General features: G+C 60.2%; 10 protein-coding genes and 1 tRNA gene. 6 read left to right on the forward strand and 5 right to left on the reverse strand.

Translation table 11 applies throughout. The features are described 5' to 3' along the window. The first annotated feature begins 30 nt into the window (after positions 1–30). Positions 31–369 carry a heat shock protein HspQ gene (gene hspQ / locus QM694_RS03850; RefSeq protein ID WP_415005614.1) on the forward strand — a complete coding sequence of 113 codons (339 nt, stop codon included), beginning with the start codon at positions 31–33 and terminating at the stop codon, positions 367–369. 53 nt (positions 370–422) lie between these two features. Next, the gene (locus QM694_RS03855) at positions 423–1,655 is read left to right on the forward strand and encodes a TCR/Tet family MFS transporter (protein WP_415005615.1); all 1,233 of its coding nucleotides are present in this window, start codon (positions 423–425) and stop codon (positions 1,653–1,655) included. On the opposite strand, the gene glmS is transcribed toward QM694_RS03855, so the two are convergent. Further along, positions 1,642–3,468: a glutamine--fructose-6-phosphate transaminase (isomerizing) gene (gene glmS / locus QM694_RS03860; RefSeq protein WP_415005616.1), complete on the reverse strand. Its 1,827-nt coding sequence runs from the start codon at positions 3,466–3,468 to the stop codon at positions 1,642–1,644. The genes QM694_RS03855 and glmS overlap by 14 nt on opposite strands. Before the next feature lie 6 nt (positions 3,469–3,474). Further along, on the reverse strand, positions 3,475–4,845 hold the full coding sequence (glmU, locus tag QM694_RS03865) for a bifunctional UDP-N-acetylglucosamine diphosphorylase/glucosamine-1-phosphate N-acetyltransferase GlmU (protein ID WP_415005617.1): 1,371 nt from the start codon (positions 4,843–4,845) through the stop codon (positions 3,475–3,477). Between the two features lie 142 nt (positions 4,846–4,987). On the opposite strand from glmU, the gene QM694_RS03870 reads away from it, so the two are divergent. The 4 genes from QM694_RS03870 to QM694_RS03885 all read left to right on the forward strand — a co-directional run bounded on the left by QM694_RS03870 (position 4,988) and on the right by QM694_RS03885 (position 10,403). After that, positions 4,988–5,062, forward strand: a tRNA-Lys gene (locus QM694_RS03870). Positions 5,063–6,020: 958 nt separating this feature from the next. Next, the gene (locus QM694_RS03875; protein WP_415005618.1) at positions 6,021–6,191 is read left to right on the forward strand and encodes a hypothetical protein; all 171 of its coding nucleotides are present in this window, start codon (positions 6,021–6,023) and stop codon (positions 6,189–6,191) included. Positions 6,192–6,225: 34 nt separating this feature from the next. After that, a complete protein-coding gene (locus QM694_RS03880; RefSeq protein WP_415005619.1) occupies positions 6,226–7,134 on the forward strand; it encodes a DUF3800 domain-containing protein in 909 nt (302 codons plus the stop codon). Between the two features lie 299 nt (positions 7,135–7,433). Then, a complete protein-coding gene (locus QM694_RS03885) occupies positions 7,434–10,403 on the forward strand; it encodes an NAD(P)-dependent oxidoreductase (protein ID WP_415005620.1) in 2,970 nt (989 codons plus the stop codon). A 238-nt stretch (positions 10,404–10,641) separates the two neighbouring features. Here QM694_RS03885 and QM694_RS03890 read toward each other — a convergent pair whose 3' ends face one another. From QM694_RS03890 to glp, 3 genes are all read right to left on the reverse strand, one after another. Then, positions 10,642–11,145, reverse strand: coding sequence for a hypothetical protein (locus tag QM694_RS03890; RefSeq protein ID WP_415005621.1), 504 nt, complete (start codon positions 11,143–11,145; stop codon positions 10,642–10,644). A 60-nt stretch (positions 11,146–11,205) separates the two neighbouring features. Continuing rightward, complete coding sequence (gene lexA / locus QM694_RS03895) at positions 11,206–11,910, reverse strand: transcriptional repressor LexA (protein ID WP_415005622.1); 705 nt, start codon at positions 11,908–11,910, stop codon at positions 11,206–11,208. An 86-nt stretch (positions 11,911–11,996) separates the two neighbouring features. Further along, positions 11,997–13,199, reverse strand: coding sequence for a gephyrin-like molybdotransferase Glp (gene glp, locus QM694_RS03900; protein WP_415005623.1), 1,203 nt, complete (start codon positions 13,197–13,199; stop codon positions 11,997–11,999). Positions 13,200–13,201 lie beyond the last annotated feature (2 nt).

The raw sequence follows: 13,201 nt of genomic DNA on the forward strand, positions 1-13,201 counted from the left end.
AACTGGCCCGTCTCTTGGCAATCAGGGGCCATGAACATGCTCCCCGCAGCAAAATTTGGCATCGGACAGGTGGTGAAACACCGGCTGTTTCCGTTCCGCGGGGTGATTTTTGACGTCGATCCGGTGTTCAACAACACCGAGGAATGGTGGGAGTCGATCCCCGAGGACATCCGTCCCCGGAAAGACCAGCCTTTCTATCATCTGCTCGCCGAGAACGAGGACAGCGAATATGTGGCCTATGTCTCCGAGCAGAACCTGCTGGAGGATGAAACCGGCGATCCCGTGCGCCATCCGCAGGTGAAGGATTATTTCGAAAGCTTCGATTCGCGCCGGAAGCTTTATCGACTGCGTGGCGCCAACCGACATTAGCTGACGCACTGCGGTTCCGCCTCTGGCCCGCCGTGCGGGCTGGAGAACCTCAGATGACTCTGCGCCTGCCTGGAAAATACGCCGTCTGGTTCGTCTTCGTGACGGTGCTGATCGACATGATCGGCTTCGGCCTCGTCATGCCCGTTCTGCCGGCGCTGATTCAGGAATTGAGCGGGCGTGATATTGGCGGCGCGTCGCTCTTGGGCGGTTGGCTGTTCTTTGCCTATGGCGCGATGCAGTTCCTGTTTGGACCCCTCATCGGCAATCTCTCCGATGCGTTCGGAAGAAGGCCCATCCTGCTGCTGGCGGTGTTCGGACTGGCTGCGGACTATCTGCTGACCTCGCTCGCGCCCACGATGACATGGCTGTTCATCGGCCGCATCATCGCGGGCGTTTGCGGCGCGTCCTACGTGACGGCCAACGCCTATCTGGCTGATATTACCGAGCCCAAGGACAGGGCGCGGGTGTTTGGCCTGATGGGGGCCGCCTTCGGTCTGGGCTTCGTGATCGGCCCGGCGCTGGGCGGATTCCTCGGCGCCTATGGCACGCGTGTTCCCTTCTATGCCGCCGCATTGTTCTCGATGCTGAACTTCATCTACGGCTGGTTTGTCTTGCCCGAAACGCTGGCGAAGGAAAACCGCAGGCCATTTGACTGGCGGCGCGCCAATCCGCTTGGCACGCTCAAGATCTTCGCGCGTCACCGGGAGATGATTCCCATGGTCTCCGCCATGGTGATCTATTTCTTCGGAACATCCGTCTATATGGCGGTGTGGTCGTTCTGGGGCATTGCCAAATTTGGATGGAGCGAGGCGATCATCGGCCTCACGCTGTCGGCCTTCGGCGTCATCACCGCCATCGCGCAAGGGTTGCTGACGGGCGTGACTGTCAGGACATTCGGCGAACGGGGGACAGTAATTTTCGGATTGATCGCCTCGGCCATCGTTCTGTTCGGCTATGGTTTCGCAACCGGCATCGGCATGGTGATGGTGCTTGTGCTGCTGCATGCGCCGGAAGGCTTCGTGCACCCCACCATGACGGCCATGCTCTCGCATCAGGTTCCCGACGACGAGCAGGGTGAATTGCAGGGCGGCCTTGCCAGCCTGCAAAGCCTCGCGATGCTGATGGGCACCCTGATCTTCGCCGAACTGTTCGGCTACTTCATGCAGCCCAATCCGTTCATCGTGTCGCCGAGCGTCACGTTTTTCATCTCCGGCGTGCTGGTTGTGATCCCGCTCGCCTTCGTGGTGTTCGGCACCAAGCGGGACGCCGCAGCTATTCGACCGTGACAGATTTTGCGAGATTACGCGGCTGGTCCACATCCGTGCCCATGAAAACTGCAGCGTGATAGGCCAAAAGCTGCACGGGCACGGCGTAGAGCAGGGGGCTGATGAAGGCATTGGCCTGCGGCACCTGGATGGTGCGGAAGGTCGAATGCCCGTTTGCCGCCACGCCATGATCGTCCGTAAGCAGAACGATCTTGCCGCCGCGCGCCGCCACCTCTTCCATGTTGGAGATGGTCTTTTCGTAAAGCTCGTCATGGGGCGCGATGACGATCACGGGAACATTCTCGTCGATCAGCGCGATGGGGCCGTGCTTGAGTTCACCCGCCGCATAGCCCTCGGCATGGATATAGGAAATTTCCTTGAGCTTCAGCGCGCCTTCCAGAGCAATCGGATAGTTGATGCCGCGCCCGAGGTAGAGCACATCGCGGGCATGGGCGATCTCGCGCGCCACTTCGGAAATGTGCTTCTCGTCTTTCAGCGTCTCGGAGATATGACGCGGCGCTTCAATGAGCGCGCCCACCAGTTCACGCTCCTTCTCCCGGCTCAGATGCCCGCGCGCCTTGCCAGCCATCAGGGCGAGGCACGCCAGTGCGGTAAGCTGGCAGGTGAAGGCTTTGGTGGAGGCAACGCCGATCTCGGGGCCTGCATAGGTGCGCAACACCAGTTCACTTTCGCGGGCGATCGTTGATTCCGGCACGTTGACGATGGCCACCGTATGCTGGCCCTGGCTCTTGCAATAGCGGAGCGCCGCCAGCGTATCGGCGGTTTCACCTGATTGCGAGACGACAATGGCAAGGCCGTTCTTCGGCAGCGGCGCTTCGCGATAGCGGAACTCGGACGCCACATCGACTTCCACCGGAAGCCTGGCATAACGCTCGAACCAGTATTTAGCGGCGAGCCCTGCATAGGAGGCGGTGCCGCAGGCGGTGATGATGACGCGGTCGAGAGCGGCGAAATCGAAGGGCAGCTTTTCCGGCAGCCGCACCGCGCGCTCGGAAAAATCGATGTATTCAGCCAGCGTGTGGCCGATCACTTCCGGCTGCTCGGCAATCTCCTTGGCCATGAAGTGGCGGTAGTTGCCCTTGTCCACCAGCATGGCGGAGGCTTGCGAGAAGCTCATCGGGCGGATGACCTGCCGGTCTTCGGCGTCGAAGATCTCGAAGGAATTGCGGGTCAGCACCACCCAGTCGCCATCTTCAAGGTAGGTGATGCGGTTGGTGAAGGGCGAGAGAGCAATGGCATCCGACCCCAAGAACATTTCACCATCGCCGTGGCCCACGGCAAGCGGCGGGCCATTGCGCGCGCCGATCATCAGATTGTCCTCGCCCTGAAACAGGATGGCGAGGGCGAATGCGCCTTCCAGCCGCTTCAGCACCGTGCGAACCGCCTCGCGCGGCGGAACGCCGGCCCGCCGCTCGCGGGCGATCAACTGCGCCACAACTTCGGTGTCTGTCTGTGTTGAGAAGGTGACGCCCTCGGCGATCAGCTCATCCTTCAGTGTACGGAAGTTTTCGATGATGCCATTGTGGACGATCACCACGTCATCCACCATGTGGGGATGGGCGTTCGTCTCCGTCACGCCGCCGTGGGTAGCCCAGCGCGTGTGGCCGATGCCGCTGCGGCCGGAGAGCGGATTCTGCTGCAGCACGCTGGCGAGATTCTTGAGCTTGCCTACGGCGCGGCGGCGGTCCATGCCGCCATTTTCCAGCGTGGCGACGCCCGCTGAATCATAGCCCCGGTATTCGAGCCGGCGCAGCGCCTCAACGATGCTGTCCGCCACCTGCTCTTTGCCGAGAATGCCAACGATGCCGCACATGCAATCCTACTCCTTGGCCTTCAGCCTTGCGGCCTTGCGGGCCTTTTTCATTTCGCGGTACTTCACCGCCCAGCCTTCGCGCACCTCAAGCGGCGGGCGCGTGATGGCAAGCGCATCGGCAGGAATGTTCTTCGTGATGACGCTGCCCGCCGCGATGTTCACGCCATCGCCCACCTTCACAGGCGCGACCAGCGCCGTGTTCGAGCCGACGAAGACATTGGCGCCAATGTCGGTGAGGTGCTTTTCATAGCCATCGTAATTGCAGGTAATGGTGCCGGCGCCAATGTTCGAGCCCGCCCCCACATTTGCGTCGCCGATGTAGCTTAAGTGATTGGCCTTGGCGCCCGCTGCGATGGCGGCATTCTTGATCTCGACGAAATTGCCGATATGCGCATCCTTGCCGATGTCGGCGCCGGGGCGAAGCCTTGCATAGGGGCCGATCCGCGCACCATCCGCCACGATAGCGCCCTCGACATGGCTGAAGGCATGGATTTCAACGCCGTTCCCCACGCGCACGCCGGGGCCGAACACCACATTGGGGCCGATCACCACGTCCTGCCCCATCACGGTATCGGCGGAGAAGAACACGCTGCCGGGATCGGTGAGTGTTGCGCCGCCCAGCATATGGGCGCGGCGGTAGCCGGCCTGCAATTCCGCCTCGATGGCGGCGAGCTGCACGCGGTCATTCACCCCGGCCACCTCATTTTCGGGGCAGCGGACGAGGGCCACCTTTTCGCCCTGCGCCGTGGCAAGGCCCACGAGGTCAGTCAGGTAATATTCGCCCTTGGCATTGGCGTTGCCGATTTTCGGCAGAAGCTGCCAGAGCAGGGTAGACGAAATCGAAATCACGCCGGAATTGCATAGCGTTACCGCGCGCTCTTGAGGATTAGCATCAAGCTCCTCGCGGATAGCCGTGATGTGGCCGGACGCATCAAGCAGCAGGCGTCCATAGCCATAGGGGTTGGCCGCCTCAAAGCCCAGCACCGCCATGGCGGCGGGAGCCGCGGCGAGGGACGAGAGCGTCTCAGGCCGCACCAGCGGCGCATCGGCATAGAGCACCAGAACCTTGCCGGAGAAGCCCTGCAGGGCCTCCCTGGCCATGGAAACGGCATGGGCGGTGCCCAAGCGCTCGGCTTGGACGGCGAAGAGCGCATCCGGCACCACAGCCTTGGCTTCGGCCTCCACCGCCGCCATGTCCGGCCCCATGACGACGCAGAGGCGGGTGGGCTTGAGGGCCTTGGCGGCATGGAGCACATGGGCCAGCAGGCTGCGTCCGGCGGCGCGGTGCAGCACCTTGGGCAGGGCGGATTTCATCCGCGTGCCCTTGCCCGCCGCCAGAACGATAATCGCGATCTCCGCCATATCCCCCAGTGCCAAATCAGGAATCTCCCACCCGGCCCAAGCATGGACCGGACCAGCGCGGCGATAATGTGGCGCGAGCGTTAACCCCGGGTTTCCGGCCTTGACCCTGGCTCCCCCCGCAACTATACCGCGCTCTCCAAAAGCCTGATGGCGCTACGGGCCGGTAGCTCAGGGGTAGAGCACGTGACTTTTAATCATGTGGTCGCGGGTTCGATTCCCGCCCGGCTCACCAAACCAAATCAATCGGTTAGCGCACTTTTGTAAAACCTGCAAAAACAGCGTGGGACGCACTGGGGACGCGCGGAGCAATCCTTCGAGGACTTGCTGACTCAACGCCTTCCACTGCATATTGTGAATGGGCTTCTCACAAAGCGGAGAGTTCGTGATGTCTCTTAAGGTAGGCCTGTTGGCCGTTCTTGCCGTCCCCACGCTGGTTGCCTTGGGTGGGAACACTTTCAACTCCCCCGCCAATGCAGCAGCGGCAGTGGCTAAATGCCTGCCCAAGTATCGCGCCATAGTAGCATCTGGAAAGCACTGGGCCGCGTTTGCGGCTAACACGCCGAACAAGAATGGGCAGGCCTGCGGTTGGGTTCTACAATTTCCCAACCGGGATACTGCGAGGGCGAAAGCACTATCAGAGTGCAGAGCGAGTGAACATGACCATCCGACTTGGGGGATTACCGGTACATGTAGTGTAATTTATGTCAAATGAGGTATCCGAGGCCGAGTATTGCTCTGATATTGCTGCTGACGTTGGAGATTGCCACGATCGCCTCACCGGCTCATTCAGAGGTTTCGACCAGCGTGTTCCCCCGACCCGATAGCACGTGTTCCGTTGTCTATAAAAAGTGGGTGAAAAGCGTCCGTCATTGGGGTGCCTTTGCGGTAAACCAATGGGATCGCACTGGGCAATCTTGCGGCACTGTCGATGGACAAAAAACAAAAGCAAGCGCCATTCGGAAGAGCCTTTCTGCTTGCCGGAACGACGGTGGACATGGTGTCAAAGGGAGTTGTTACCTCTACGATTTTCGATAGTGCTTACAACTTTGTACACGTGCCGATTGATATATATGGCTTGACGGCCTCACGAAACAATGAGAACAATGAGGGAACATCACATCGCAGGTTCTCATGTTCGCCGCCCCCTTCGCCCGTCCTTCGGCCCCACAGAGAGGGACCGGCTGTTAGACATGGCTGGGCAGACGCGGCATTACGCGCTGCTGTATGGGGCTTCATATGTGAACGGAGCGGCGGGTTATGATGCCGCGCATGTGTTGCAGCAGGCGCTAGATGGCTTCGCGGAGCATCTGACTGGGGATAAGCAATTCTTCTGGTCCAAGCCGCATACGGCTGGGGGCTAAGAGAATGTGAAAGCCGTCCTACTAGAAGGCATTTATGATCACAGCATATTTTGATGACAGCGGCACCCACAGTGAAGATGGACTTCTTGTCATAGCAGGGCTTTGGGGGCTGCAAAATCAATGGGAATATTTGGAACAAGAGTGGCGCAAGGTCTTAGCCGAGCCTTGCCCAGGTAGAGGCCCACTCGACCGCTTTCATATGGCGCATTGTCAAATATCGTCTGAGAAATCGCAGTTTCGTGGTTGGAGACGTGTGGAAACCGATTACGTAACGCGGAGATTCACAGACATTATTTCCAAATCGTCTGTTTACGGATATTGCGTCGGCGTTTCGCAGAAGGATTGGGACGAGAACATACAAGGCAGGAAACGTAGATATCAAGGTGATGCGGAACACTACGCAGCTGCCAAATGTATGATAATGATCCAGGCTATGACATCCAATTTGATGAGACACGAAAGCCAACTAATATTTATGTTCGACCCACGTATCGAAAGAGCGAAGCTATACGAAGGGCTATTTGCGTTTCTCAAAGACAACGATGACCGTGAGAGAAAAAACATTCTTCGTCCATTCCATACGCAACTACATTCGTTTTCTTTTGGATCATCGAAAGAGAATGTTCCGCTCCAAGCGGCGGACATTGTCGCTTGGGAGATGTACCAAAGCATGAGTGACGCAATAAGCGGACAGAACGACCGTCCTATCAGAGACAACCTGAAAAGACTTATCCGTACCAAGCGGATTTTTGCCGAGTTCGCAGACGCCAAAACGCTGCGGGAAGCGGGAACATTCGACTTCGATGATAAATTCTATGATGAGGCACCGGCGTGGTTCGATAAGTTTTGGCCCGCCGATGGCTTTCAGAAAAAAAGCAGGCCAGCCCCTCGTGAAAGGTCACTGGCCTGCCAAGTTCAAAACAGAATTAGAGAGCGGCGGTAAGATTTGCGGTTAGGGGTTAGTCGCACTGGCTGAAACGGATGCGCGTCATGCCAACCGGAGCGGTGGCAAGCGGGCTTATCGCGTTGTCAGTCGGATTGTTGCTGTCGAACTGGCTTCCCTGAATGAAATCAGAACTGCCAGCCGTGGCGTCATGAACAGCGCCAACTTGGCGGCTGTCGATCTTTCCACGGCAATTGGTTTCAATATTGCATGCCGTGCCCCCGCATCGGGATGACGTTTTTCGATCAGCGGTGGCTGGCACTCCTCCGCTAGCTTGGCGCCCGACCCGGAGGATGCCGATGACGACTGCCGACCAGATGAAGACCCTGCGCCTTGCCTCGCTCGACGCCACCAAGGCCGGGCCGCCGCATCCGACAAAAAATCCCTTCTTCGGCGTGGGTCCGATAACAGACGGGGTGGCCGATGAGGTAGAGGCGCGGCTCACGCGCTTCGAGTTCGAGCATTGGCTGGAAAAGAATTACCGCAAGCTCGACGACAAGGGCCGCGATCTCGGGCCCTTCACGTCAGCCGAAATCGGCCGCTCCATGCACCGGGGCTATCCGGCTGACAAATTCCTCCTCGACATGATGCGCGAAATTCACCGCTATTTCGGCTTCCCCAAGGCCAACAAGATGGCGGTGGGGCTGGGCGGCGGGCATTCGGGCTTCACCGTGGCGGCGCTCCACCTGATCGACGGCAATGATCCCACCCAGCACATCTTCATCGATACGCCCGCGCCCGAATCCGAGGTGGCGAAGGCCTCCGGTTTCTTCCGCCAGAGCTGGGGCGCGCAGATCGTCGAGATGATGCGCTATTCGAAAAATGGCGATGTGACGCGGCTGCATTTCGCAGGCAGCGAAGGCCAAGTGCCGCCTGCCGACCAACTGCAACGGCTGGGCATCAAGCTGTTCGTGGGCGTGGGGCATGAGACGACCGGCGCCACCACCTATTCTTCCGCCGACATCAACAATCTGCTCGACTGGATCGGCCGCAACCCGGCTGAGCATCACGCGGTGCTCGATGCCACCTCCATGCTGGGCGCCATGCCGTGGGGCGAGGCCGTGGTGGCGGAAGTCATGGAGAAGTGCTGTTTCTTCATGCCCTTCCAGAAGGCGATCGGCGGCATTTCCGGCTATTTCATCGTCAGCTTCACTCCCGAAGCCCTGGCGCTCGTCGAGAAGAACCAGAAGCAGCCCTCATGGGCCATTCCGCGCCAGCTCAAGGTGGCGGCTCCCGTCGATCCCAAGAAGCCGCTCACCGGAGAGCGCACGGTGAATGTGGGGCCGATCTATGATCCGGCCCAGGACAAGATGCTGGGCGGCGTGATCAATACCTTTTCCACGCTGGCCTTCGCGGAAACCACCTTCGGGCTGCTCCGGGCCGAGAAGCGCATCGGCAGCGTGGCGGAACTCAACCACCGCTCCGCCGCCAACCGGCAGGCGGTGAATGACTGGCTTTCCTCCAACACCATTCTGGTGGCGGGCGTGGCGGATGAAAGCCATCGTGGCGCTGCTGTCACGCTGCTCAAGGTGAATGACCCGGCGATCACCGATCCAGCCATTCATGCGCGCATCGTCGCGCGGTCCAAGCAGCTTCTTTCCTATGATGGCATCACCCACCCCAATGGCGCGCATGAGCGCGGCCTCGATGTGGCGCGCTACATCAACGCCTTTCCCGGCACGCCCGGCGATTATCGCGCCTGGATCGGGGGCATCCGCCCGAATGAAGACATCGTGGCGCTGCTGGACAATCTCAAATATGCCTATCACCGCGCCCGCATCGTGGTGCTGGAAGAGGAACTGGCGAAGGAAGGCGTGACCTTTGCCGTTGCCAACAGCGGCGGCGCTCGTCCGCGCACGGATGATCCGTCGCGCGCTTACTCGGTGCTGATCGCCGATCTCGTGGGCCTCAAGTTCGACAAGGCAGGCCGGCCGGACCACAGCGCCGTGAAGGCGCATGTCGAATCGAAGGGCGGCGTGTTCCATGATGGTCCGCTGAAGGACAAGGCGAAGCTGGAGAAGGGCAAGATCCATTTCTTCTACCAGCCCGATCTTTCAACCGCCGATGAGCTTTTGGCCGCGGGCGGCAAGGGCCAGTATGACGCGCTGATCGCCGCGGCGACCTTTATCCCCAAGGACTGCCAGTTCCCCCTGGGCGGCGTGCGCATCGGCGCCGGCACGGGCAACATGGGGTCTGCCTCATGGGGCGGCGGCACGGGCGAGGGCGGGGCAGCGCCTCTCATGAACACGCCGTCCTTCAACAGCCGCGCCACGGCCCAGATGGTGTTCAAGGCGCTGCTCAAGGTGATGCCGGATCTTCCCGTGGACGTATTGCACGCCCGCGTGGCGGCGGGTGATTTCGACACCGGCCGGAACTTGCGCGAATTCCCCACCGAGAAACTCGAAGGCAAGAAACTGGCGGTGCTGGGCTACGGCAACATTGGCCGCGAGGTGGCGCGCATCGCCGCCGCCTTCGGCATGAAGGTGGCGATCCATGCGAGGCCCCGCCACAAGGCGTGGATCGAGTCCGAGGGCTTCACCTATGCCGCAACGCCCGCCGAGGCGGCAAAGGGCGCGGATGTGGTGAGCCCGCATACGGGCCTTGGGCCGCTGAACGCCGTGACGGGCAAATATGCCAATGCCCATGTGGTGGATGCGGGCGTGCTGGCGGCGCTGAATGACGGCGCCATCGTCATCAACTACGACCGGGGCGAACTGGTCGATGTGGCGGCGCTTGATGCAGCGCTTACCTCCGGCAAAGTGCGCTACGCGGCGATCGATGCCGATCTGTTCAAGGATGCAACGACCGGCAAGCTTTCCGGCCCCATGGCGCCCTATCTGGCGCTTCTTGAGCGCCATGCCGGCAAACTGGAACTGCTGCCCCACGCCGCCGCTGACACCGAGCACGGCAGCCGCGTGGATGGCGCCAAACAGGCGGTTGACCAGGTTTTTGACGCCATCCAGTATCGGAGCGTCACCAATCTCAAGGGCGATCTGCCGGAAGGCTATGCCCATGGCGGTGCGGCAACCGTGCCCTGCGTCGGCAAGGTGACGGGCGATGACATCGCCCGCGCGGCGGAAGGGGAGGTGGTTGCGGCGCTTCGTGATCAGGCGGAAACCATCGCCGCCATCTGGGGGGCGCTTGCGGCAGCAACGGATGAGGAGGCACGGCAAAAACTCATCGCCCGCCACGCCGAAACGCTGATCCGCACTTCCAACAGCTATGGCACGCTGATGCGCAAGCTGGGGCTGGAGGGGCCACTGGCGTAGAGCCAACTCCAGCGCATTCTTTGGCGTCACTGAGAAGAGGGAAAGAAGGTGGCATATCGCGTGAGGGATGAGGGGCTACGGGCATCCAGAAATTGTAAGAATACCCGTTGGCTCGTATGTCTGTCTCTATTTCAACGGGTTCTTTTCTCTTCCGCTCACGTGGGGCACTGACGACAAAGTTATCTCATGGGCGTTGCAAAGGAGATAAATCTGGGGTCCGCCTGCTAAGCTCGCAAACTCACTCGCAATCATAGTTCAACAATTTAGCTGTATTGTCCAATAATGCAGCTGCGAATTGAACCTGCCCTTTCGCGGAAGCCAACGCGGCTGATACAGCCAACACCATTGGACCGTCCCAAGCTTCATGCCGATGGAAGTTCACTGCCTCCACCAAATCCGTAATCGATTTTTGATAGTCAATCGCAAGCATGTGTGGCACTTCTGGCGCAAAGCCACTTTGCCGCGATATCTCTATCGCTGCTGGCAATAGGAAAAATGAAGCATCCACCGGCTCTTTCGTCTCGTTCGCGATGCGGACGATATGCGGAACTGCGGCATAAGAAGCCGTATAGATGCTACTTTGGTGGCACAGGCTCGACCATAGGCTAAACCAAGGCTCGCCCGTGGAGTCATTTTGGGTATTCGTGGATAAGGATAACTGCCTCAACAGATCGGGTATATCGCTGGCGCTCCCATAGGCGTGTCGCAACTCATGCCAACAGGGGTCATCAAGCGAAAGCATCAAACATCTCTGTTTTCGCTAACATAAAAACATACTTCCTGCGGCAGCCGACGATTGAGCTCAATACTTCCTGAGCAATCCGATCAGCTTGCCTTGCACGCGCACGCGGTCGGGACCGAAGATGCGGGTTTCGTAAGCTGTATTCGCAGCTTCCAACGCGATCGACTCGCCCTTTTTGCGCAGGCGCTTGAGGGTGGCTTCCTCTTCATCCACCAGCGCCACGACGATCTCGCCATTATGCGCCACGTCGCCTTTACGGATGATCACCGTGTCACCCTCGAAAATCCCGGCGTCGATCATCGAGTCGCCCTTGACCTCGAGCGCAAAATGCTCACCGGGGCCAAGCATCTCCGGCGGCACGGAAATGTTGTTGGTGTGATCCTGAATGGCGGCGATGGGAACGCCCGCAGCGATGCGCCCCATGAGTGGCACCACAGCGGCACGGGGGCTGCCATCGTTCGCCGTGGGCATTGGCTTCACTCGCCCAAGATTGCCCTGGATGACGCTGGGCGTGAAGGCGGGCTTGCGGTTCCCCAGGCTGGGCGAATGGCTTTCCGGCAGCTTGACGACTTCCAGCGCCCGCGCCCGGTTCGGCATGCGCTTCAGGAATCCGCGCTCCTCCAAGGCCACGATCAGGCGGTGCACGCCCGATTTTGACTGAAGATTCAGCGCCTCCTTCATCTCCTCGAACGAGGGTGGAACACCTTCCTCTTTCAGCCGCTCGTTGATGAAGAGCAGAAGCTCGAGCTGTTTGCGGGTGAGCATGGGCAACCTCTGGGAGATTCGGAACAAATCTGCAACATTTCTAACAGTTGCCTTTTAGTTCCGCAAGTGTTTCCCGTCTGTCGCAGTCAAAAGTCCAGCAGAAGCACCTGAACAAGCTCTCCCGCCGCCGCTTCGGGCGCGTGCGCGGGGCGGATGATCAGGCAGTCGGCCTCGCGGAAGGTGCGCTGCATGGAACTGTCCTGCTTGGGGAATGGCGTGGCACTACGGCTGCCATCGGGCGCAAGAGTGAGATGAGCACGCACATAGTCCTGCCGCATGTCATTGGCCTTCATCGGCACGGCAAGGCGCGCGAAGGTTTCCGGCTGCGATTCCTGCATGGCCTGCAGCGCATCCAAAAGAGGCTTGAGGAACAACCGCGCGCAGACGAGCGCCGAGACGGGGTTTCCCGGCAGGCCCATCACATGCTGCCGCCCGCGGCGGCCGTACATGAAGGGTTTGCCCGGCCGCATGGCGATCTTCCAGAAATCGAGCTTTACGCCGGAACGGACGAGCGCTTCCTGCACGAAATCATGATCGCCAACCGAAGCGCCGCCGGTGGTGACGAGAACATCAGCGCCTTTCGCCTTTGCAATGGCGCGCATCGTGGCGGGAAGCGTGTCGGCAACGATCCCGAGGTTTATGACCTCCGCGCCAAAGCGCTGCGCCATCAGCATGAGGCCGGTGGAATTGGATGACACGATCTGGTCGGCGCGCGGCTTTCCGCCGGGTTCCACCAGTTCGTCACCTGTCGACAGGATCACCACGCGCGGTTTTTTCCGTACACGGAGCATGGGCGCGTTCGCCGCAGCAGCCAGCCCCAGATCACGGACGGCAAGGCGGTGCCCAGCAGGAAGCAGAAGATCGCCGCTGGCAAAATCCAGCCCATGCCCGCGCACGTTCTGACCAAGGGCAGCCGTTTCGAGGATGGTCACCGCGCCATCGGCGGCTTTTGTGTTTTCCTGAATCACCACCGTATCGGCACCCTTGGGCATCGGCGCGCCGGTGAAGATACGGACGGCCTCTCCCGCTTTCAGCGCACCACGCCAGGCGTGACCGGCGGCAGACATGCCTTTGACGGGAAGCGTGACTGGCACCGATGCGGTATCTGCGGCGCGAAGCGCATATCCATCCATGGCCGAGGCATCGAAAGGCGGCTGGTCGCGCTTTGCATGAAGCGGCTGCACCAAAACGCGGCCCATGGCATTGGCGGTTTTCACAGGCTCGGCGGCCAGCGGTTTCACGCCACTCATGATGCGCGCCAGCGCTTCATCAACGGGGAGCAGCGCCATGA

The sequence above is a fragment of the Aestuariivirga sp. genome, from assembly GCF_047602625.1.
Classification (GTDB): domain Bacteria; phylum Pseudomonadota; class Alphaproteobacteria; order Rhizobiales; family Aestuariivirgaceae; genus Aestuariivirga.